The sequence below is a fragment of the Lentimicrobiaceae bacterium genome (assembly GCA_028697555.1).
In the GTDB taxonomy this organism is placed as follows: Bacteria; Bacteroidota; Bacteroidia; order Bacteroidales; family UBA4417; genus UBA4417.
Window position 1 is genome coordinate 22,332 of the sequence record JAQVEX010000007.1, and the last position, 22,702, is coordinate 45,033.

Annotated in this window: 17 protein-coding genes and 1 riboswitch; of the genes, 5 read left to right on the top strand and 12 right to left on the bottom strand. The window is 37.6% G+C overall.

The features are described from left to right. Position 1: 1 nt before the first annotated feature. The 5 genes from PHP31_01875 to PHP31_01895 form a co-directional block, all read right to left on the bottom strand. Positions 2-4,261, bottom strand: a complete 4,260-nt coding sequence (locus tag PHP31_01875) for a BadF/BadG/BcrA/BcrD ATPase family protein (protein MDD3738029.1) — start codon at positions 4,259-4,261, stop codon at positions 2-4. Between the two features lie 113 nt (positions 4,262-4,374). After that, complete coding sequence (locus PHP31_01880; protein MDD3738030.1) at positions 4,375-5,463, bottom strand: hypothetical protein; 1,089 nt, start codon at positions 5,461-5,463, stop codon at positions 4,375-4,377. A gap of 17 nt (positions 5,464-5,480) precedes the next feature. After that, positions 5,481-7,460, bottom strand: coding sequence for a TonB-dependent receptor plug domain-containing protein (locus tag PHP31_01885; protein ID MDD3738031.1), 1,980 nt, complete (start codon positions 7,458-7,460; stop codon positions 5,481-5,483). 6 nt (positions 7,461-7,466) lie between these two features. Beyond that, on the bottom strand, positions 7,467-9,188 hold the full coding sequence (locus tag PHP31_01890; GenBank protein MDD3738032.1) for a DUF4465 domain-containing protein: 1,722 nt from the start codon (positions 9,186-9,188) through the stop codon (positions 7,467-7,469). 124 nt (positions 9,189-9,312) lie between these two features. Then, positions 9,313-9,500: riboswitch (cobalamin riboswitch) on the bottom strand. A gap of 105 nt (positions 9,501-9,605) precedes the next feature. Further along, entirely contained in the window at positions 9,606-10,682 is a 1,077-nt protein-coding gene (locus PHP31_01895) for a TerC/Alx family metal homeostasis membrane protein (protein ID MDD3738033.1), read from the bottom strand. A gap of 447 nt (positions 10,683-11,129) precedes the next feature. On the opposite strand from PHP31_01895, the gene PHP31_01900 reads away from it, so the two are divergent. Then, a complete protein-coding gene (locus PHP31_01900; GenBank protein MDD3738034.1) occupies positions 11,130-11,585 on the top strand; it encodes an Hsp20/alpha crystallin family protein in 456 nt (151 codons plus the stop codon). Between the two features lie 141 nt (positions 11,586-11,726). Here PHP31_01900 and PHP31_01905 read toward each other — a convergent pair whose 3' ends face one another. Next, entirely contained in the window at positions 11,727-12,296 is a 570-nt protein-coding gene (locus PHP31_01905; GenBank protein MDD3738035.1) for a hypothetical protein, read from the bottom strand. Positions 12,297-12,526: 230 nt separating this feature from the next. Further along, positions 12,527-14,347, bottom strand: coding sequence for an alpha-L-fucosidase (locus tag PHP31_01910; protein MDD3738036.1), 1,821 nt, complete (start codon positions 14,345-14,347; stop codon positions 12,527-12,529). A gap of 115 nt (positions 14,348-14,462) precedes the next feature. Between PHP31_01910 and PHP31_01915 the strand changes: the two genes are divergently transcribed. Then, positions 14,463-15,488: an SDR family NAD(P)-dependent oxidoreductase gene (locus PHP31_01915; protein MDD3738037.1), complete on the top strand. Its 1,026-nt coding sequence runs from the start codon at positions 14,463-14,465 to the stop codon at positions 15,486-15,488. Between the two features lie 135 nt (positions 15,489-15,623). Then, positions 15,624-15,800, top strand: a complete 177-nt coding sequence (locus PHP31_01920; protein MDD3738038.1) for a hypothetical protein — start codon at positions 15,624-15,626, stop codon at positions 15,798-15,800. Between the two features lie 2 nt (positions 15,801-15,802). On the opposite strand, the gene PHP31_01925 is transcribed toward PHP31_01920, so the two are convergent. Genes PHP31_01925 through PHP31_01935 form a run of 3 tightly spaced genes read right to left on the bottom strand, consistent with a single transcriptional unit; the run spans position 15,803 to position 19,162 of the window. After that, complete coding sequence (locus PHP31_01925) at positions 15,803-16,435, bottom strand: ribonuclease H family protein (protein ID MDD3738039.1); 633 nt, start codon at positions 16,433-16,435, stop codon at positions 15,803-15,805. A 15-nt stretch (positions 16,436-16,450) separates the two neighbouring features. Continuing rightward, on the bottom strand, positions 16,451-17,920 hold the full coding sequence (gene cysS, locus PHP31_01930; protein ID MDD3738040.1) for a cysteine--tRNA ligase: 1,470 nt from the start codon (positions 17,918-17,920) through the stop codon (positions 16,451-16,453). A 27-nt stretch (positions 17,921-17,947) separates the two neighbouring features. Further along, a complete protein-coding gene (locus PHP31_01935) occupies positions 17,948-19,162 on the bottom strand; it encodes a 6-phosphofructokinase (GenBank protein ID MDD3738041.1) in 1,215 nt (404 codons plus the stop codon). Positions 19,163-19,414: 252 nt separating this feature from the next. On the opposite strand from PHP31_01935, the gene PHP31_01940 reads away from it, so the two are divergent. Together PHP31_01940 and PHP31_01945 are read left to right on the top strand one after the other, a co-directional pair. Further along, positions 19,415-20,344 carry a TIGR01212 family radical SAM protein gene (locus PHP31_01940; protein ID MDD3738042.1) on the top strand — a complete coding sequence of 310 codons (930 nt, stop codon included), beginning with the start codon at positions 19,415-19,417 and terminating at the stop codon, positions 20,342-20,344. 16 nt (positions 20,345-20,360) lie between these two features. Beyond that, complete coding sequence (locus tag PHP31_01945; protein ID MDD3738043.1) at positions 20,361-20,504, top strand: hypothetical protein; 144 nt, start codon at positions 20,361-20,363, stop codon at positions 20,502-20,504. 56 nt (positions 20,505-20,560) lie between these two features. Here PHP31_01945 and PHP31_01950 read toward each other — a convergent pair whose 3' ends face one another. Then, positions 20,561-21,253: a response regulator transcription factor gene (locus tag PHP31_01950; GenBank protein ID MDD3738044.1), complete on the bottom strand. Its 693-nt coding sequence runs from the start codon at positions 21,251-21,253 to the stop codon at positions 20,561-20,563. Continuing rightward, the gene (locus PHP31_01955; protein MDD3738045.1) at positions 21,216-22,514 is read right to left on the bottom strand and encodes a HAMP domain-containing sensor histidine kinase; all 1,299 of its coding nucleotides are present in this window, start codon (positions 22,512-22,514) and stop codon (positions 21,216-21,218) included. The genes PHP31_01950 and PHP31_01955 overlap by 38 nt, the downstream gene beginning before the upstream one ends. Between the last annotated feature and the right edge of the window lie 188 nt (positions 22,515-22,702).

The following is a 22,702-nucleotide window of genomic DNA, read 5'->3' on the forward strand; positions in this document are numbered from 1 at the left end:
GTTATGAATACTGATAATGCATTTCCTTTTGAGCGTTTTTAATCATAAAGTGCAGTCTGTTGAAAATGTTTGCTTCGCTCATACCGCTGTCGAAATCTAAAAACAGCAAGTTCATATTAGGATACACTTCTTTGGTTCTTTTTTCAATTCCTTTTGAGATAACGTGATTTGCAATGCATCCAAACGGTTGTAAGCTAACGACATTATTTATACCGTTGTGAGCAAATTCGGCAAACTCGGCGGGTATTTGCCAACCTTCGCCAAACTGAGCGTTAAGGTTTATTATATCCGATGCCATTTTAGCGTCGTCGTGAATATTGGTTATGGGAACGTAGTAGGGATAGTCGTGCAAGTTTTTTTCCATCTTGTGGATAACCTTATATATCAGTTTCAAGGCAAAATCGGAAGCAAATTTTGGGATTTGTCTGTTCATAACATTTCCTTCAATTCTTGCTTCTTTGTTTGCAAAAGAAGAGATAAAGAATTTGACAATAGGAGGCAAAACCGGCTCAACACCTTGTTCCATAAGCCAATTTACAACATTTTTGTGTCCGAAGTTGTTGTACTTGACGTAAATTTCGCCTACAACGCCAATTCGGGGAATATCTGCGAAGCTGTTAACTGAAGCAAATTCATTTTTTGCATCAACTACCAACTTGTAAAAAATCTTGTCATTGTTGTCTCTCAATGCATCGGCACCTAATTCGATATATTTATTTTTTATTTTTTCCGATGCACCTTTAACTGTTTCGCGAGGAACGGTAGAGTAGTAAAACTGAGACAGACAGTCGGCGTAAACCAAGCAAGTTAAGATGCTTTTTATACCCTTAAACCAATTGATTTTAAATCCGGGTTGCTCGTTCAATCCTGCGGTAAACGAAACCGTAACTATTGGTATATCGCCGTGTCCGGAGGCAATCATTGCTTTTTTAATCAGAGCTACGTAATTGGTTGCACGGCATTGTCCACCTGTTTGAGTAATACCCAAAGCGATTTCATCTCGCTTGTACTTGCCTGTATCAAGGGCTTTTATAAGGTCGCCTACAACCAAAGTTGCCGGATAGCAAATCTCGTTGTTGGAATATCTTAGTCCGTACTTGACCGTATTTATGTCGCTTGGAGGCAAGTTTTCCAACTTATAGCCCATCATTTCGAAAGCCGAAGGTATAAACGGAGAATAAAAATCGCCGAACCAAGGTGCTAATATTGTACGTTGTCGGTCTTTTTTAGTAAACGGAGGCGTTTGTATTTGAATTTTCTTTGGCTTGATTTCAGAAGTGTTTTTAAATCTCAAACTCTCAATCAGAGAACGGAATCGGAGTTTTACAGAGCCAACATTATTGATATCGTCAACTTTAATAACGGTTGCATTTTTACCGCCACGTCTTAATATATCGTTTACTTCGTCCAATATAAATGCGTCGGGACCGCAGCCAAACGAAGTTATTTGCACGTAATGAACCAAGTTGCTTTTTTCATTTGCAACCCACAATGCCGATTTAAAAATTCTGTTGGTGTACGCCCATTGCATAACGCTTTGCACTTTTTTGGCGTCGGTTTCAAGGTTTCTGACTATATTTTCGGTAATAACATCAACGCCAAAATCAGAAATAAGGTCGGATATTTTGTGCTGAATTAACGGGTCTATGTGGTAAGGTCTGGCGGCAAGCAAAATAACTATTCTGTTTTCTTCAACGGCTTTGTTATAAATTTCGTTTGCTCTATTGCATAATGTGCGTTCGTAGCGCTCTTGCTCGGCTATTGCCTTATCGAAAGCAGCATTGAAATTTTTCAAATCAACGTCGGGTAAAATTTGTTTCAAGTACTGCTTGCAAGACTTCTTCATCAAATTTTTATTGTTGAAGTTAAATGTAGGAGCATCGACAGGGATATTATAATTTTTTTCGGGGTCTATGGAACTTATAATAACATCGGAATAACCCGTTACAATAGGACAGTTGTAGCTGTTGTTAGTCGATTCATCTTCCTTTTTCTCGTAAACAACGTAAGGAAAAAATATTCTGTCAACTTTTTTCTCTATCAAGTCGTAAACATGTCCGTGTACTAATTTTGCAGGAAAACAAATATTGTCAGCCATAACGGTTGCTATGCCTTTTTCGTACAGATCCATTGTTGATTTATCTGACAAAACAATGTTTATATCAAAACTATTGAAAAAGCTGTTCCAAAAAGGATAATTCTCGTAAATGCCTAAACCTCTGAATATTCCCAAATTTAATTTTCCCGAAGTCTTAACCTCGCGGTTGAAAAGCAAGTCGTATTTTTCGGCGTGCATGTTGATACCTTTTTTCCGTCTCTCACCTTGATTTGTGAATATTTTTTCACACTTATTGCCCGAATAATACTTGTTGCCGTTTTCGAATACGAATTGCGTAACCAAACAGTTGTTTTCGCAGCCCTTACAGTTTAATTTCTTTTCGCTCTTAATAATCGGCTTAACAAATTGCGACAACTTGCGTTCGGTATTTTTACCCGATTGGTGCATTTTTTTTGCGTACAAGGCAGCTCCGTAAGCTCCCATGTGTTCGGGTTGGTCGGTAACCATTACCTCTTTGTTTAGCTCAATTTCCAAAGCCCTTAAAACCGACAAGTTTCTGAAAGTGCCGCCCTGCACCATAATATGGTCGCCAAGTTCTTTCTTGTCTTTTATTTTAAGAACTTTGTTCAAACAGTTTTTGATGACCGAATAACCCAATCCTGCTGAAATGTCGGCTACGTCTGCACCTTCGCGCTGCGATTGCTTGACTTTGGAGTTCATAAACACAGTGCAACGTGTTCCCAAATCGCATGGCGATTTAGATTGAAGAGCTATTTCAGAAAAACTTTTCACATCGTAATTGAGCGAGTTGGCAAATGTTTCTATAAACGAGCCGCAACCCGACGAGCATGCCTCATTTATTTCCAACCTTTTAATAATTTCGTTTTGTATAAATGTGGCTTTCATATCCTGACCGCCGATATCAAGAATAAACGAGACATCTTTTTGAAAATGGCAGGCAGCCAAGTAGTGAGCAATGGTTTCGACCATTCCGTGGTCAAGTTGGTATGCGGTTTTTATTAAATCTTCGCCGTAGCCTGTGGCACAAGTTCCAATAACGTTAAGGTCTTTGTTGTGTTTCTTAGCTTCCGACATCAATAAATTCAAGCCCTCGGTAAAAGTGTTTAAGGATGTACCTTTATTTTTCGAGTAGTATTTAAAAAATACATTATCGTCTTCGTCGATTGCTACAATTTTTGTCGTAGTTGAGCCGCTATCAACGCCTATGTAGCAGTTGTCGGTTTTTAAATTGCTAATTTCGATAGTTGGTATTTTGTATTTTTCTTTAGATTTTTTCCAATCATTAAATTCCGCCTCGCTCTCGAATAGCGGTCTGAGATTAGATTTAGCAGCTGTAATATTCGATACGGGATTTTTGATAATATCAATAAATTCCTTCAAGGTTTTTACCTCCGACTTTTCTTCGGCTAATATAGCAGCACCCCAAGCCGGTATAACTTCCGAATGCTCCGAAATAGTAACATCGGAGTCGCTGAAATTTATTTCGTTTATAAATGCCTTACGTAGTTCGGGAATAAAAGTCAAAGGACCTCCGCACAAAAACACCTTAGGTTTGGGTTTGTAACCTCTTGCAAGAGCCGTTATAACTTGCATACTGACAGCTTTAAAAACCGATGCGGCAATATCTTCTCTGCACACATTTCTGGCAAGCAAGTTTTGTACGTCTGTCTTTGAAAACACACCACAGCGAGAAGCTATTGGATAAGTATTTTTTGCATTTTCAGCTAAACTGTTAAATTCATCAATACTGACGTTCAGCAAAGATGCCATTTGGTCGATGAAAGAGCCGGTGCCGCCTGCACAACTTCCGTTCATTCTCATGTCCGGCGATTTCCCTTTACTAAAAAATATCATCTTCGAGTCTTCGCCGCCAATATCAACAAATACGGAAGTATCAGGGTACATGTCTTCAATAAGTTCGCACGAAGCAACAACCTCTTGAATAAAACTAAGATTAGACCTTTCGGCTATTCCCATTCCGGCAGAGCCGGTAATTGCCATACGCACTTTAATATTGCCGAATTTAACGATTATTTCGTCAAAAATATTAATCAAACTGCCCAATACATCAGCGTAGTGCCTGCCGTAAGTCTTATATACTATGTTTTTATTACTATCGGTAAGTACAACTTTTATGGTAGTTGAACCCGCATCTAATCCTATGTTTAAAATTTCACCCACTCAAATTCTAATTTACTTTTTTAGCTTTCCTAGTCCATGCCAATTCTGACAATGGTGTTTTACACCACTGTCAAAATTAGTATAATTACACAAAGTGTGGGTAGAATTTAATATTAATTTTTCATAAACACCATTTTCGACGGGTTAAGTCCGGCTGGGAAATTAAATTTTTGTTTGCCGTCTTTGTCGAAGCAATAAACAAAGCCGGTATTTGTGAAATCATTGGCGTCGGATATGTAAACGTCGCCGGTTTCCTTGTCGATAGCTATGCCGTATAGCGTTTTAATTTTGGTGTTATCGCTTATAAAGTTGTTAGAAACAAGCCGTTCGGTTCTGACATTAAAAGTAATAACGTTGCCTTTACCTGTATTAAAGTCGTAGCTGTACGCATAAGCTATATCGTTGTCGTCATTAATGCACATGTTTAAAATCGAAATATCGGAAAAAGTGTGTGTACGTTCGAGAGTAGCCGAATTAATGATATGCAATTGGTAAGGAATATTTCCGTAGTTGCCTCTTGTTACTACGTACAAGTCGCCATACTTATCGGGTACAATAATATATGGATTTATAGCAACAGTAATTTTTTTAACTTCCTGATAGTTTTGCAGGTTAATGACCGAAACCGTACTGTCGTATTTTGGGTGGTTCAATCCGCCAGAGTTGGCAACAAATAGGTAGTCGTTTACAGCAACTAATCCATCGGGATTAGCTCCAACTTTGATGTATTGTTCTACTTGCAAAGTTAGGGTATCAATAACGGCAACATTTCCGTCGAAGCAACTTACAAATGCTTTGTCTTTGTAACAACAAACATATCGTGGTTGGCGTGGCTTAGTATCGTCGAACATTGGTATTTGTCTGAGACTTACGCCTGTTTTCGCGTCCATAATTTCAACCAAACTTGATGTTGTAACAGCAATGTATATTTTGCCTCCGTGCAGTTTCATATCGTTGCCGGTATCGCCGAGACCTCGTGAGTTTTTTTCGGCAAAATAATCGGTTACTGCGGTAGAATCGTCGTAGTTGAAGTACGTAATTGTAGAATTATTCATATTAAATAAGCCCTCGTTCAGCACTAATAACACTTTTTTCCCTTCGGTGATAGGATTGTCATCGGGGTTAGTGGGTTCCTGAACGCAGGAATAATATGTAAATGTCATTAAAGACAGTAAAACGATTTTTAAAAGATGTTTTTTCATATTTGTAAATTTTAAGTTTAAATGTCTATTCCAATTGTTAGGTAAAACGCTCTCCCGGGCATTGGGTAGCATTTCACAATTTCGTATTGCTTGTTGGTTATATTGCTGATTTCAAATTTAAAGTTTGCCGAAAACGAATTAAAATCGTGTTTATATAAAAACGACAAATCGTGTTGCCACCACGAAGGAAGCATGTTTGCGTAAATATTTTGGTTTAAAATATATCTGTGTCCGTTAAATATCGACGAGAAAGACAAGTACATATTTTTGTATCCGATTATGGTGTTGGCAGAAAATATTTGAAACGGCACGTACGGTATTTGATGCTTGTACGTTGGAGATTCCGGTGTGATGTCTATAGATTTTTGGTACGTGTAATTTAAGTGTTCGGAAATTGAAAAACTTCCAAATTTAACGTCTTCGGCTTTAAGTTGTAATTCCAAGCCCCTAATGTCAACAATACCAATATTTTGCATACTCCATTCAAACAGATTTTGCGTAGGAACAGCCACAATTTTATCGGTAACTTTATTATAAAAGAAGTCGGTTTTGACTGAAATGTAAGCCGGAGCGTCGATATATGCAGTAACACCCAAGTTGAACTGGTCGGCAATTTCGGGTCTTAATTCGGTATTGCCTATCAAGTGATAGTATAAATCGTTGAAAGTAGGCATGCGGAAGTTTTTCTTGTACATGGCTCTGGCTTTAACGTTTGGCTTATTCGACAAGCTGTAGCCCAACGATACGGCGGGAGTCAGTTTGTTTCTGTCGGGAGCCGGTTCGCCAATTTTGGTGGTTTCTCTAACAAAAGTACCGACCAATTGTGCGTTGGCGTTAAATCTGTTTTTGTTAAAGTCTATCATGCCGAAAAGCAAACCTGTATATCTCGTGGGAGTCGCATGTTGATACTGATTAGCTTTTAAAGTATTTATAAAAAAATCGCCTGCGGCTGATAAATTTAAGGAGTTGAAAATCCTGTAAGAAATCGCCTGCGAAACGTAGTATTCATTCTGCTTGTAATAATTTTCCAAAAAGCCCTCTTCGTTCAAGTAGTTGCCATCGGTGTATCGCAAATAATTATCAGCCCATTTTAAAATAGTTTTCGAGTTAAATCTATTGTTTCCGGTGGTTTTGTGAGTTACGCTTGCTGTTATATCTTGGTTTACCATACGTTGTTTTGAAAAAACATTGTACAATATAACCGCTCCGGGCAAACCTCTATCGGAGTAAAAATATGATATGTACGATGATAACTCGTTATTGTCGTTTATCTTGTATATAGTTTTGGTGTTGACCGAAATTGAGTTTACATCGGTGTTTTGCCTTTTTAAAAGGGTGTCTTTTTGTACGTTTTTTAGCTTAAATAAGAAGTCGCCTTTTGTGTGCATATAGTTTGCGTATGCAGAAAAGCTTAGTTTTTCCGAGAACTTTTGTTGCCAAGCTATGTTAGGATTAATAGTAGAAAAAGACCCCGATTTTAAACCGAATGAGATTTTGGTATCTTTTTTCGAAAAATCGGGGTTTTCAGTATGAATAGTAATAACATTAGCCGATGTATAAGCTCTGGCAGGTTGGCAGAATCTCTCGTTAAATCCAACTTGCAAAGACACCTCTTCGGCGTTGGTAAGGTTAATTTTCCCAAGATCTATTTGTCCTGTGGAAGTTTCGGAAATTTGCACCCCATCAACGATAACGCCTGTGTGTTGCGAGCCAAGACTTCTAATCATGACAGTTTTAAGTCCGCCAACACCGCCATAATCTTTCAAAACCACACCCGAAAACATTTTCACGGCATCGGCAACGGTATTACCTGTTATGCTTTTGAGTTCAATTTGGCTCATGCTTTGTAGCGGATGAATAGCTACGTCGGCACGTTTCACGTGTTTGGCTTTTACCTCAACACCCGAAAGATTTATGGTATCCGAAATTGTGTTCTGCGAAAAAGCTATCAATGCCTTTACGCAAAGCATAACAAGTAATACGTTTTTTTTGAACATATAAAATTATCGTTTTATAACTTTAACATGTTTTGCAAAATTATCTTTTTCGGCTACAACTATGTACGTACCTGTTTTAAGGTCTGACATATTTATTTCCGATACTTCTTCGTAGGATTTGAAGCTCTTGATAACTCTACCGTTAAGGTCTATTAATTTAATATTGCTATTTTCAGGAGCAACTACAAAAATGCGGTCGGTAGTTGGGTTAGGGTACGCTTCAACATTGATATGCGACAATAAATTTTTACCGTCCGATTGTGGGTCTTTAACATCGGTAACAACTAAATTATCCATACAGAAGTATGCGGGCGTGTTCATTCCGAAAGCTCCCACATCAGTGGAGGATAATATAAAGTTCAAACTTTTAACGTATCCTAAATCGTATAAATCTAACCATCTCCAATTATCAACTATATAGTCATCTTCGTTATTTTCAAATCTGTAATCGGCAAGATAAAAATTGATGGTATCGGTGTTTTCGTTATCGGCATTTATGCCCCAAACCGAAAGTTTGAACCAGTCGGGGTCATTTCCTGTTTCGCCACCAAATTTTTTGGAATATGAATCGCCATCTCTCATGGAAAGGTAAGCATAAGTAGCATTTGTAACGTACATGCCTGAAACTTTGCCGATTTTGTTATTGTTAAAGGAAACAACAGAAGGAATAGGAGCGTATCCGTTAGCCCAATCGCTGGCAACGTGCGAAATAGCGTAATTTGTTCCTTGTTCCGGAGTTGCATCCATTCCACCGGCGGTAATTGCACTAAATTGATTAAGATGTCCGGCTGTTGAATCGTCTCTCATATTAGAGTACGCAAATCCACTCCAACTGCCGTATGAAGCTTCATATTCGTTTTTGTAATAAAAAAGTTCGGCATCGGTAAATCCGCCGCTATTATCGGAGCCGTTCCAGAATGAGTCGTGTTCAAGGTTTAGGTTGTTGAAATTAGACACCACAAAAGGTTTTGTGCCAATATTTATAGCACCCACAGCATCTAAATCAAAACCGCCGGATGCAAAGTTAGTAGGATAAGGGTCGTTAATGATATTGCCTTGCGAGTCGTAGCTACAATATTGAGGGTCAATGCTTCCGACGACGTCGATTAATCTAATAAAACGAATATTGTTCAGGTCAATACCGGTGCTATCTTTAAGGTCTTCAAGGTCGAATGGAGTTCCATAACCTTGTCTGTATTTACCTGCAAGGTTGTGAATATTGGTAGGGTCAATAGTCCCGAAACCGTCTATTTGCGTGTCGGTTTGTGTAAGCGAGACCGAAGGAAATCTGACAAAGCGTTTTCCGTCGGAGCTTACTTCAACAAAAGCTAATTCAAGGAAACCGTCGCTAAAACCGTTTTCAAAAACTGCAAAGTCGTATCCTTCGCCGTTTACAATTGGCACGTCGAAAGTTAGCAACGCCACGCCGGCATCACCGAAACTAACCACATCCATTGAGTTGCCTTCGGCAATTCCCAACGCTTTTGAAGGATAGCCGAAAGAGGCTTTGTTGGTGCTATCCGGTCCCAATACCGTGGGGTCGGAAATCATAATATAGCCTCTGGTAAGTTCTATGCCTGTAGCCCAAGCCTTAAAACAAGGATCGGTGCAGCTAATGGCTGTGCTGCCTGGTTGTCCGGCTGCAGGAGGGAAAGGACCCTGAGCTTTTAATATGTTTGTTTGAAATACTAATAATAGTACTGATAAGAAAAGTAAAGTTTTTTTCATAGTGCGATATATTTGAGATTAAACAATTTTCCACAAGTTGCTAATAGCAATTAATAATAAATACTTCTTCGGAAAATCTGACTGCAAATATATCTCCTAACACAGCTTTTCACCCGAAGCTATTTAGTATTTCTGATAAGCAGGCAGGTCTTCTGACTCGTTCTCTTTCTGCTTTCCTTCCCATTTTTTATTAAAACAGTGGTTATTTAAGCAGAATTTTGATAGCGGAACTCACAGCTACGGGGATAGTTTCGGATTTTCACCGAATTCCCTTTTAATCTACAGTGTAGAACCATTTTATCGATGCAAATATACAATAATTATATTAATTGCAAATGTTTGATAAAATATTTGTTAACATGTTGTTAAGCAGATTGTTATAGCTAAACAAATCGTTTTTGTTAGTAGAAAATTCTGTTATTTGTTTTTAACTTCCGATGTCTTTTTTTCGGGGAAAAGTAACGAAAGTGCTATGCTAATTCCAATAATGCCCAGAATGACATACAGCGAGTGTATGGTTTCAAATCCTATTTCGCTCAACCAGTTGTGGAAAAGCATTTTTAGTCCTATAAAGACTAATAGGAACGATAGTCCGTGCTTTAGGAACCTGAACATTGTAATTACGTTCGACAATACAAAGAACAAGGAGCGTAATCCTAAAATTGCAAATATGTTGGAAAAGAAAACTATATACGGGTCTTGTGTTATGGAAAAAATAGCCGGAACAGAGTCGATAGCAAAAATAACATCGCTAAACTCAATAACCAAAAGCACTAAGAATAAAGGTGTAAAGTATATTCGGTGGTTATCGTGTTTGTTTCGGAACCAAAAGTGCTGGCTAAAATAAACAGGATAAATTCTGAAGTATTTTGAAGCAAATTTAACGACAGGATGTTTTTTGGTATCAATTTTTTGTTCTTTGTTTCTGTCCAAAAACATCTTAATACCGGTAAATACTAAGAAAGCTCCAAATATAAGCAGTATCCATTCAAAACGTTGTATAAGAGCCGAGCTAAGGAAAATAAATATAAATCGAAGTATAACGGCTCCTATAATTCCCCACATTAAAACTAATTTGTAGTATTTTTTGGGAGTTCCGAACGAAATGAAAATCATTATCATAACAAATACGTTATCGACAGATAACATATATTCGACAAGGTAACCTGTAATATATTCCAAACCAAGGTTTTTCCTATATATTTTTATTGCAGTATCGAAGTCGGCATCGACCGGTATAACAATATTGTGTCGGTATTGTTTAACTTTTTCTTGTATGTCGGCAACGGTTTCCAATCCGTGAATTTTATCTCCGAAAAACAAAAGTAGAACGTAAAAACCCATCGCTAAACTAACCCACACTATTGTCCAGGTAAGAGCTTCTTTAAATTTTATTTCGTGGCTGTGGCGGTCGAATATACCTAAATCAATAGCCAACATAGCAGCAATAAAAACTATGAATAAGCTAAAGAAAATTGCTTCTGATGAAATCATGTTTTGCTTAATTTTCTGCAAAAGTAATTTATTTCTAAAAAAACTGCATTTATTTGGTAAAATATCATTGTTTTTTGCTTTGGCTTTTTGTGATGAGTGATGAGTGGTGAGTGGTGAGTGGTGGGTTGCAATATTTTCGCTCACTGAGCTAGTGCCCACCGAGCGTAGCCGAGGTGTCGAAGTGCCGAAAATGAAGGGTTGAGTAGTGTATTTTTATCAATTGCCGTGCCTTTAAAGACACGGCAATTGAAGCTAATGGAATTCGGAACTCAAAACTCCACTGCAACCCGCACCAACCAAAAAAACAGCAATCAAGACAAATTGACAGCCAATTTTCGCTACACATTGACATTTTGTCGCAATTTTCAATGTTTTTCGCTTTGGAATATCTTTTGAGTATATGGTAGTTGATAACAAAATTTAAAAACAATTTAAAACAATATTACTATGAATACAATTAGATTTGGATTACGTCCGTTTTTTAACGAAGCTTTAAACGATTTTTTTGAAACCAGAACCATCGACACAGCAAATGTTTATAAACCTGCTGCCAATATCAGCGAAGATGATAAGAAATATGTGATTGAATTGGCTATACCAGGTTTTACTAAAGAAGAAATTCAGATTAGCTACGAAAAAGGAAATTTGGTAGTGCAAGCATGTAAAGAGGAAAAAGTTTCTGATGCAGATGACAAGAAGAAAGACAAACAAAAGGAAAATGCCGAAAGAGTTTATTCTTGCAACGAGTTTGCATACAAAATGAAATACGAGAGAGCTTTTATGTTACCCGAAATTGTTAACGAAGAAAAAATTTCCGCAAAATACAACAACGGAATTTTAGAGTTAACCTTACCGAAACACGAAGTAAAAGCTTTAGAAGCTAAGCAAATAGCGATTGAATAGAGTGGTTGGTTTGAGGGAAGTTTTGAGTTCTGAGTTTCGAGTATAGAGTTCCAGACTCCAAACTCCTGACTCGGAACTCATAACTAACTCCACCAATCACCGACCACCATTCACTATTCACCATTCACCAATTGTTCATTGCTAATTGTTAACTGCTCTCAATGCTGGGAAACGATTTTGCAACAATTCAAAAATACCGAACATTGCTGAGGTATAGACTAAATCACCTAAAATTGTGTTTTTAAAGAATGGAATACCGGCAATGTAGCAAGTTTGAAGTCCTACAAAATTATGTGGGTACATACCCGACGATAACCAAACGCCAAAATTGGAGACTACAAAAAATATAATCGATGCCGAAAGTGCTGAAATTAAAACGTTGCTTACCTTAATTTTCTTTAAGGTAAAAGTGCCTACAAGCACAATAAGGATAAATGCTGCGTAAGTAAAAAACGAGCCACTGTAGAACCAAACAAAGTGGTCGAAGTAGCTTGCATATATTATGTTATTTATTAGCAAATCGCTTATCCACATTGAAACAACGGGAATAATATATGCTAAATATCTTTTTGAAAAGTACGCAGCACCCATTAACGCCATTCCACCAATTGGAGCGAAGTTGGCTGGATGAGGTATTAAACGACTGATAGCAGCTGCTAAAATTATTAGCGTTACAACGCCAAACCGAAGATTTATTTTTTGTGTTGACATATGTGTAGTTTTTTTAATTATTAATTATTGCCAGTTTGCAAATGTAATCTTTTTTGGAAATAAAAAGTTGTTAGTGGTTGGTGATTAGTAATTGGTGGTCAGTGGTAGGTGGTTAGTGATTGAGGGAAGTTTCGAGTTCTGAGTTTCGAGTGTTGAGTTCTGAATTTCAGACTCCTGACTCGGAACTCATAACTCAGAACTATCCCCGCAACCCGTACCCCGCAACACGTCTATTCCCCAACCCTAAGCGTCCATGCGTAAAATGAAGGTATTTCCGATATATTTATAGAGCTTAAATCAACGGTTGTAACGCCATTTTTACTAGTCCATGGTAATTCTTTATCGCAACCGAGCATCTTTATTTTAGTTCCGGGTTTTAAATTACCTACACTAATGTTGATAAGGTTGTTATTCGGGTATCGTAGAAGTATTGCGTATTTGGCATTATCAGTTTGAGTGTAGCAAACCGTCGTCATTTCGGAAGTGTATTTTGCTTTAAATCCGTTAGCAGATTTAATATTATTTTCTGTAAAAACAGCCGAATTAGGTATAATGCACTTTGGCGTAGATTTCGACTCCCAATACACGTGAGCTTCGGCTTCGTGAGTGTTTTCGGTAAACATAGCCGTAAGTTTAACCAATTTGTCTTTTTGTAATAACACGCTACTTTTTTGCAGTTCGTTTTTGTACGACTCGGTGTCTTTTTCAAGTTTGCCTAATTTTTCGGAGTCGTAAATGCAAACATCATCAATATAAAGTTTTATAAAGTCGTCGGCTATGGCTGAAAAGTTATAGGTTTCGCTGTGTTCGGGTTTAATATAACCAACCCATTCGGCATTAAATCTGTCTTCTTCTATAGGTTTTCCGGGCGAACTTCTTTTCCAGTAGAAATCAATTTCGGGGTCAATTCTGTTTAGCTCAACGTTTTCGACTTCGATATTTTTTATATCCGAAGGATACGATGCATATATCGCTTCGCCGTTGATGTTAAGCCACTCGCCAAGTTGCAGAAGTCTTTCCTGCTGAAGTAACGGAATTTGTCCGTCGGCAGCGGGACCAACATTTATAGTAATGCCACCACCCAGAGCCACTGCTTTTGCTAAAAAGTGAATAAGGTCGGTTGTGGTCATGTAGTCTTCAAGGGGTTCGTTGCGGTTAAGTCCGAAACTCCTTCCCAAGCCTCTGACTTCCGTCCACGGCACTTCGCTATTGAGCAATCCGGCGCTGTATTCCGGAGTTTTGTAGCCAATATTTTTTGGAGCATTATTTCCCCAACGGTCGTTAACAACGGCATCTTCGCCGACAAGGTTGTAATACCAAGTAATAAGCTCATCCGATTTCCAATCGCTGAAGTTATGATCCCAATCGCCATCGCTAAAAATAAGTGAAGGCTTGTAGGTAGAAACAAGCTCTTTAAACTGTGGTATCATGTACGTTTCGACGTAGTTGTGCACTTTTTCGGGTGGGTCGCTTACCCAACGATAAATTTGGTTATTCCACTCAGGCAAAGAGTAGTACAAGCCCATTTTAAGTCCGTTGCCTCTGACGGCTGTAGTAACTTCGCCTACAATATCTCGCTTTAATCCTACTTCAACAGAGTTCCAATTGGGAGCATATTTACTTTGCCACATACAAAATCCGTCGTGGTGTTTTGAAACCAAAATCACGTACTTGGCTCCGGCTTTTTTAAAGAGAGTAGCCCATTCGTTGGCATCAAAAAGTTCGCCTTTAAGGTACGGAGCGTAGTTTTTATAATCCCAATTTTCGCCGTAATATTTATCTTCAAAGTTTTTGTTAAACTTGCTACCCCTTATACTTCCTAGCAAATACCATTCGGCGTATTTATCTCTCCCTGCATACGACGGGACGGAATAAACTCCCCAATGAATAAAAATTCCGACTTTGGCATCGGTGAACCATTTAGGGTAGCCGTGTTCTCTTATGTTTTTTATATTTTCGTCGAAAGACGGCTTAGTTTCCTGACAGTAGGCTGTTGAGTTCAGAATAAAAATTCCAAAAAATAATAAAGCAGCGATTTTAAAAGTTTTCATGTGTCTGTATTTTTGTTGAATTAACTATGGCTTTTACATTGCATAGCTAAATTATTGTACAAAGGTAACAACTTTTTATATTGTAAATAAATGTATCTTTGAACAAAAAATAACGATGATGAAAAATAGCGGAAAAATACTTGTAACCGGAGGCAGCGGATTGTTAGGTTCTAACGTTGTTCGCAAACTTATTGTCAATGGCTTTGATGTGGTTGTGCTGATGCGTTCGGGTAACATTGAAAAAGAAAAATCATTTTTCTTCGGATGTTTCAAAGATGTTACCGATGAGCATTTGGCACGTATTGAATATGCCGAAGGCGATGTTAGCGATTATTTTTCGGTATATAATGCTTTGCAAGGTGTTGAGACTGTTATTCACTGTGCCGGAAAAATTTCTTTTGCCAAATCCGACTTCGACGAAATGTACAGAACAAATGTTTTGGGAGTAACCAATGTTGTTAATGCTTGTTTGGAAAAAGGAGTGAAAAAGCTGATACATGTCAGCAGTATAGCGGTTTACAGTACTGATGAAACCAACAAAGAATGTTTAATTACCGAAGAAACGGAGTTTAAAACTGCGAGCAAGAAACACACTTATGCGGTAACTAAGATGCTTGGCGAGCGTGAAGTATGGAGAGGTATTGCCGAAGGCTTAAATTCGGTAATATTCAATCCGGGAGTAATTACCGGAGCAGGTTGCGGTCCTAAAGCTGTAAATAGTATGTTCCCAAATGTAGAAAAATTATTAGGTTTTTATTCAAAAGGTTCTACCGGTTATGTTGATGTTGAAGATGTTGCCGATGCCATTTATTGGGCTTTGAGTGAAGATGTGAACAACGATAATTTTATTTTGGTCGCCGAAAATATCACAGTAAAAGAACTTCTTACAAGCTTTGCCGATATTTTAAAAATTAAAAAACGAAAAGTTTACGTAAGCAAATTTGTTTTGTACTTATCGAGCTATATTGAGAGCTTTGTGAGTAAATTGCTGAATAAAAAACCGTTAATGCCTAAAAACTTTGTAAAATCCCTTACCGAAGGAACCGCTTTTTCGTCGGAAAAATATTTAAAAGCCAGCGGTAAAAGTTTTAAGAGCATAAGTCAGAGTATTGATGAGACTTTTGTTGCGATTAGCCGTTAGCTATTGGCTTTTAGCCATTGGCTAATGAAGCTGATTGCCAACAGCCAACAGCTAAGAGCCAAACGCCATTCATCAATCACAAATCGAAAAATTTTCCCCAATCGTATTTTTTATATTACTTTTGTAAAAAAAGTCATGAAATATATAAGGCAGTTAATTATACCTATATTTATTTTCTTGTTTGCTTTGGTTATGTACTTTATATACATGAAGCAAGACGAGGACAATATGATGTTGATAATACTTGGCGTATCAGCCTTGTATTTATTAGTTAGGTTTTTATTAGTACAAAGGAATTTGCGTAAAAAGTAGCGTTATTTTCGTCCGTAGTCAGCAGGAATTTCGCCCCAAAGCTCGGTTTCCCATTTTATTATAGGGTTTTCGACTTCGTTATTGTGTAGCCATTCTATAGCTAAATCAGCTTTTTCGAAGAGTTCTTTATTTAGTTCGGTTCTTTCTAATTTGGTATTTATTTTCTTCTTTTTCACCCACGACATCGCAGTCCTTGAGTCGCTGTAAAGCGGGAAATCCAACTTGTTTTTCTTTAGCCATGTAAGTCCGGTAACAATAGCCAAAAACTCGCCCATATTAACTGTTCCCTGTTGAAAAGGACCTCTTCTAAATATTTCGATATTTTCGGGTATTAAAACTCCCCTGTATTCCACAGGACCAATAGCACTTGAGCAGGCAGCATCAACGCAAAGAGCTTTATTGTTTTTATTGCCAAGTACTTTTTGTATTATATCTGCCGAAGGCTTACCTTTTTTACCGTAGTAATTTTCGTAGCCTTCGCTGTAAGCTTTCTCAGCTTCTTGTAGTGTAACAAAGCCCATATATTTTGCATCGGCGAAGCCCTTGATGTGTTTTTGGCATTCGTCCCACGAACTATATATGCCCGGTTTTATACCTTCCCAAACTACGTAGTAATTATTCTTTTTTTTAGCCATTTTGTATTGTGGTTTCTATGCTTTATCCCACGTAGTACCTTCTTTGGAGTCTTTTATAGAAATGCCTATTTTCTGGAGTTCATCTCTTATTTCGTCACTCAAAGTCCAATTTTTATCTTTTCTGGCTTGCTCTCTAATGCTGATAATAATATCCATGAGGTCGTTTGTAAGTTTAGGACTTTCGGCTTCTTGCACGGTTTCAAGTCCCAAAATGTCAAAAACCAAGGAGTTGAGCAATTTTTTCAGTTCGCTGAGGTCGTTTGCCGATATGGTTTCGTTGCCTGTATTTATATTGTTTATCAGTTTACAAGTATCGAAAATATTTGCAATTAGAATTGGTGTGTTAAGGTCGTCGTCTAATGCTGCAAACAACTTGCTTTTTAGTTCGTTAAAATCAAACGATGACTTTTCTGAAGCTTGTAATTGCTCAAGAATTTTAAGAGTATCCATTAATCGGGCAAGTCCTTTTTCGGCGGCAAGCAGAGCTTCGTTGCTAAAATCGAGGGTGCTTCTGTAATGTGCTTGCAGGATAAAGAAACGTATTGTCATAGGCGAATACTCTTTGTGCAGTAGTTCATGCGAACCGCTAAACATTTCGTTAAGCGTAATGAAATTGCCCAAAGATTTACCCATTTTTTGCCCGTTGATGGTGATTAAGTTGTTGTGCACCCAAAATTTAGCCGGACTGCAACCGTTAGCGGCTATACTTTGAGCTATTTCGCTTTCGTGGTGAGGGAATAGCAAGTCTAAACCGCCACCGTGAATATCAAATTCTTCGCCTAAATATTTTGCACTCATAGCCGAGCATTCTAAGTGCCAGCCCGGGAATCCGTCGCTCCATTCCGATTTCCATCGCATTATATGTTCGGGATTAGCTTTTTTCCACAATGCAAAGTCGAAGCTGTTACGTTTTTCGTCCTGACCTTGCAAGTCGCGGGTATTGGAAATAAGGTCTTCTAATCTTCTGCCCGACAGTACGCCGTAGTTATGTTTGGTGTTATATTTTTCTACGTCGAAGTAAACAGAGCCGTTACTTTTGTACGCCATTCCATTTTCCAATATTTTTTCAATCAATTCGATTTGTTCGGGTATATGTCCCGAAGCTCTCGGCTCGATGCTTGGTTTGAGTACATTTAGCTTGTGCATAGCTTCATGGTAGCTATCGGTGTAGAATTGAGCAATTTCCATGGGTTCCAACTGTTCCAAGCGAGCTTTTTTGCCGATTTTATCTTCGCCGTCGTCCATGTCGTTTTCAAGGTGTCCGACATCGGTAATGTTTCTAACGTATCTGACCTTATAACCTTTATATTTTAAATATCTGAATAAAATATCGAAGGTAATTGCCGGACGAGCGTGTCCTAAGTGCGGTTCGCCGTAGACGGTAGGACCACAAACGTACATGCCCACATGAGGCGGATTTATAGGTGTGAATATTTGTTTTTTTCGTGTAAGCGTGTTGTATAAAACCAAATCTGTATTTTCCATGTAAAAATTGTTTTTATGAGGTAAAACTTACCAATTCAAGATGTTTGAAATCAAGTAATGTTCCGGATTTTTCAAAAATTTTGAAGCTTTTTTCAAATCCTTTTTTTCTAAATAATGCTGTGCTTTAAAAACCATTTGAAAGCGTTGGCTTTCGATGTTAACCGAGCGTGGAAGTATTTTTCCGTTTTTATCTTCAAGGTCTTTTAAAAATATAGGTGCAATGTCGCCCAATGCGTTGCTTGTAACAATACATGCATTATGACCTTGGTCGAATAGGGTTTTAACTCCCAAACCTAAGAGACTACAATACAACAAATCGGCTGCAGTAGGCGAGGCACACCTGATTTCGTAACCTATTTCAACGGGACGACTTTTTACGACTAAGTCTAACTGTTTGAGTTTAACTTGCAGTAAAATATTATATATATGCGCCTTGCTGACCGCTCCTAATTCGGGGTGTCCGTGTTCGTCGTAGGTAAATTGTATTCCCGATGATTCCAAATCGCTTTCGTCTAACAAATTAAAAATACCTTCGCTAATTATGGCTACACCATAATTGATGTTTAAAATTTTTCGTTTAACTATAGATGAAACTATGAGGTCGGTAATCTTGTCTAATGTTAGTTGGGTTTTGTTAAACATTTCGGGGATAATGATAAGCGGGTAATGGCAGGCTGCACCAATGCCAAAAGCTAAGTGTCCGGCTTCTCTACCCATTGCCGAAACAACAAACCAGTTGCCCGACGAGCGTGCATCTTCGTAAACGGTTGTTCCAATTCTAACGCCTTCTGCTTTGGCGCTGGCATATCCGAAAGTCGACTGTCCTTCGGGTAAGGGAAGGTCGTTGTCTATAGTTTTAGGAACGTGTATGTTAAGAACATTTAAGTCGTTTTTTAACAAAAACTTTGAAATTCTATTTGCTGTGGAGGCTGTATCGTCGCCGCCAATAGTTACCAAAAGTTTTATATTGTTTTCGACAAAAAAGTCGGTTTTAAATTCTATGTCCGAAGGTTTGTAGCGGCTCATAACAAGTACCGATCCACCCAAATTGATTATACGGTCGGCGTACGAAAAGTCAATATCAATGGTTTCGGCTTTGCCGTTGAACAAGTTTTTGTAGCCTTCGTGTAAGCCAATAACTCTGTAACCGTCGCGTAAAAACACTTTAGAAATTGTACTTATTACGGTGTTAATTCCGGGAGCTGGTCCACCGCCGGCTAGTATTAAAATTGATTTCTTCATAGTTTATACTTATGCTTTGCGTAAATGTATTTATCGCTGCAAAAATAATAAAAATATGTGCAACTCTTAAACAATTAATAAAGTTGCGTGGTGCGGGTTGCGTGTTACGTGGTGGCTTTTAGCCATTAGCTCTTGGCTATTAGCCAAAGTTAGCCAACGGCTAAGAGCCAAAAGCTAATAGCTTAATGATACGAATAACATGAAATATGACGAAAAATGAGCAATTTTCAGTCAAAATATTATTTTTGTTCTATGAGTAAAACCGAAAGATATTACAGCTTTACCAAATTTTTGAGAGAAAGATTTGGAGCCAGAGTTCAGAAATTGGCTATAGATGCCGGTTTTACCTGTCCCAATCGTGATGGGAGTAAATCGTATGGAGGTTGTACTTATTGCAATAATTCGGCTTTTAATCCTTCGTATTGCACACCCGAAAAATCAATTGCTCAGCAAATAGAGGAAGGGATTGAGTTTCATAAAAGAAGATACAGGCGAGCCGTAGGGTATTTGGCTTATTTTCAGGCTTTTTCCAATACATACGCACCTCTAAACGAGTTGAAACAAAAATATGCTCAGGCATTGCAAAACGAGCAGGTTTTAGGTATTGTTATCGGCACACGCCCCGATTGTGTTGATGATGAAAAGTTGGACTACTTATCGGAGTTGAACAAAACACATTTCGTATCAATTGAATACGGCATAGAATCGTGTTACAATCAGACATTAGAAAAAATAAACAGATGCCATAGTTTTGAAGATACGCAGTTGGCAATAGTAAAAACTGCCGAAAGAGGTATTCATGTTGGAGGTCATATTATTTTTGGCTTGCCGGGCGAAACTGAAGAGATGATGATGCAAGAAGCGGAAATTTTGTCGCAATTACCTTTAAATTCAATAAAATTTCATCAGTTACAAATTTTTAAAAATACGCCGATGGCTCAAATGTTTAAGGATAATCCTTCGGAATTTAAGTTGTTTGAGCTGCAGCAATATATTAGTTTTATAGTCGGTTTTTGCGAGAAATTACGACCCGATATTGCCATAGAGCGTTTTAGTAGCGAGGCTCCGCCATCGTTTTTGGTTAATTCTCCGTGGAGCAACCTACGCACCGACCAGATTTTAAACTTGATAAAGAAGGAGTTTGTTGTTCGGGATACTTACCAAGGGGTTTACTTCAATTAGCAATTAACAATTAACAATGAGTTCTGAAGTTTCGGGATTACGTGGTGCGGGTTACGTGGTACGTGTTGCGTGTTGCGTATATTTCTTAGAACTTCTAACTTCGGTTTTCCGACTTCAGTCTTCCGACTTCACCAGCCAACAGCTAACAGCTAACGGCTAAAAGCCAACAGCCAACGGCACGTGAACGTAAGCGAATTTACCACAATTAGTTCTACATCAATTTTCACTAATAAAAAGTCTATAACCTATACCGTGAACACTTTCAATTTTAATATTTTCGTCTTCAACAAGCAATTTTCTGAGTTTAGATATAAACACATCTAATCTGCGGCTGGAAAAGAAAGTGTCGTTTTCCCAAACGTATTCTTGTATATCTTCACGTTTGCATATTTGATTTATATTTAAACAAAGATATTCAAGCACTTTGGCTTCGCGGTGTGTAAGTTTATTTTTGCTATCGGCGTAGCTGAGTACGCGAGCAGAAGGACAAAAAGAATATTCGCCGATTATAAATTCATTTTTGGATTGTTTAGGGCTGCTTATATTGCTTCGTTTCAAAAATATTTTAATTTTCAGAACGAGTTCGTCAATACTGTACGGCTTAGTAATGTAGTCGTCGGCACCTATTGTCAATCCTTTAAGCTTGCTGTCTAAGGTTGTTTTAGCCGACAAAAATATAATCGGTACCGATTTATTTTTCTTTCTGATGATAGATGCTATCTCGTACCCGTCGATGTCGGGTAGCATGATATCGAGAATGACTATGTCGTACTCGTTTTGCTTTATATTTTTTATAGCCGAATTGCCGTCGGCGCAGTGAGTAACGTCAAAGCCTTGGTTTCTCAATTGGTCTGATGTCAGAAAAGCCAAACTATGGTCGTCTTCTACGTATAATATTTTTTTTGTCATTTTTTAGGTAAATTTCTATTGTAAAACAAGTTCCCTCGTGGAGTTTACTGTCGAGTTTTATTTTCCAGCCATGTGCTGCACACATTGTTTTAACGTAAAACAAGCCCAATCCGTAACCTTTAACTTTATCGGTTTTGCTTGGGATACGGAAAAACTTATCGAAGATTAATTTCTTGTATTCTTCCGGAATGCCTTCGCCGTTGTCGGTAATTTTAATTTCAACTTTTTTGTCGGTACGTGCACAAGAAATCTCAACAATTGCATTTTCGCCCGAATATTTTGCAGCGTTGTCTATCAGATTATAAAAAATATTTTTGGCATGAACTAAATCGGCTCTTATTGGCGGAATATTTTCGCATAAATTAAGTTTAATATCAACAGTGTAAACAGCTTGAATGGTTTCTGAAAGTTCTCTTAGTATTCTATTTATGTTAACTTTTTGCAGATTAAGTTGTATGTTTTTTTTATCGATAGTAGCTATTTGCAGTATTTTGTTGACCTGTTCGCTAAGTCTGCTGGCTTCTTGCTTTATTATATTAGTGTATGTTGAAACTTTTTCGGTCGACATTTTTGAATACTTATTATGGTCGGATAAAACATCAGAAGCTATTAAAACAGCCGAAATAGGAGTTTTAAATTCGTGTGTCATGTTGTTGATGAAGTCTTTTTGTAGTTCCGACATTTTTTTTTGTTTTAAAATAACCCATAGGGAATATAAGAAAAACCAAATAGCCGTAAGAATTACAACTAACAGAAAAAACCACAGGTACATATTTGAAAATACGTAGTTTTTATGTTTTGGGAAGTAAACACCGAAGTACAACTCGTAGTCATCGTACAGTGGCATTATGTAGCTTTTTTTACTGATTTTTTTTGTACCGTCGGCATCAAAATAGGCTCCGTATTCCATGGTTTTGGTTACGCAGTTGTATATAGCGTACTCGTAGTCGGAATTAACGTTGTTTTTCGAAAATTCTATTTTCAGAAGTTGTTCAATTATGCTTTTGTCGATATTGCTATTCAAATCAATAACATAGTAGTTTGAATTTACTTTATGCACAGGATTATGCGTAGTAGGTTGCGAGTTGTTGATTTTATATATCTGATTGGCAACATTCTGTAAAGAAACCGTAACTTTATCAACAAATTGATGTTCTTGATTTCTCCACTCTTTGCTAATAAAAAGGGCTTGCATTACTATTACACCTACTATAAAAACAGCACCTAAGGTTATTATTATTCGTATTTTTTTGTTTTTCATATTTCATTGCTGCTTTGGTGAGAAATTATTTTCGTTTCTCGATAATTGCAAGAGCATAAAGATAAATAATTTACATAAATCAAAAATTTCTCAATCGTAGAATTTAAAAAAAGAGCTTTAATTATTTAAATATCAAGGATATGAAAGGATAAAAGGTTATTTATAAAAAATGTTCCATATGAATCAAT

Coding starts and splice junctions, on each gene's coding strand:
- PHP31_01880 (MDD3738030.1), bottom strand. CDS start 5,463: ATGAAAAAACATCTTTTAAAAATCGTTTTACTGTCTTTAATGACATTT.
- PHP31_01885 (MDD3738031.1), bottom strand. CDS start 7,460: ATGTTCAAAAAAAACGTATTACTTGTTATGCTTTGCGTAAAGGCATTG.
- PHP31_01890 (MDD3738032.1), bottom strand. CDS start 9,188: ATGAAAAAAACTTTACTTTTCTTATCAGTACTATTATTAGTATTTCAA.
- PHP31_01895 (MDD3738033.1), bottom strand. CDS start 10,682: ATGATTTCATCAGAAGCAATTTTCTTTAGCTTATTCATAGTTTTTATT.
- PHP31_01900 (MDD3738034.1), top strand. CDS start 11,130: ATGAATACAATTAGATTTGGATTACGTCCGTTTTTTAACGAAGCTTTA.
- PHP31_01905 (MDD3738035.1), bottom strand. CDS start 12,296: ATGTCAACACAAAAAATAAATCTTCGGTTTGGCGTTGTAACGCTAATA.
- PHP31_01910 (MDD3738036.1), bottom strand. CDS start 14,347: ATGAAAACTTTTAAAATCGCTGCTTTATTATTTTTTGGAATTTTTATT.
- PHP31_01915 (MDD3738037.1), top strand. CDS start 14,463: ATGATGAAAAATAGCGGAAAAATACTTGTAACCGGAGGCAGCGGATTG.
- PHP31_01920 (MDD3738038.1), top strand. CDS start 15,624: ATGAAATATATAAGGCAGTTAATTATACCTATATTTATTTTCTTGTTT.
- PHP31_01925 (MDD3738039.1), bottom strand. CDS start 16,435: ATGGCTAAAAAAAAGAATAATTACTACGTAGTTTGGGAAGGTATAAAA.
- cysS (MDD3738040.1), bottom strand. CDS start 17,920: ATGGAAAATACAGATTTGGTTTTATACAACACGCTTACACGAAAAAAA.
- PHP31_01935 (MDD3738041.1), bottom strand. CDS start 19,162: ATGAAGAAATCAATTTTAATACTAGCCGGCGGTGGACCAGCTCCCGGA.
- PHP31_01940 (MDD3738042.1), top strand. CDS start 19,415: ATGAGTAAAACCGAAAGATATTACAGCTTTACCAAATTTTTGAGAGAA.
- PHP31_01945 (MDD3738043.1), top strand. CDS start 20,361: ATGAGTTCTGAAGTTTCGGGATTACGTGGTGCGGGTTACGTGGTACGT.
- PHP31_01950 (MDD3738044.1), bottom strand. CDS start 21,253: ATGACAAAAAAAATATTATACGTAGAAGACGACCATAGTTTGGCTTTT.
- PHP31_01955 (MDD3738045.1), bottom strand. CDS start 22,514: ATGAAAAACAAAAAAATACGAATAATAATAACCTTAGGTGCTGTTTTT.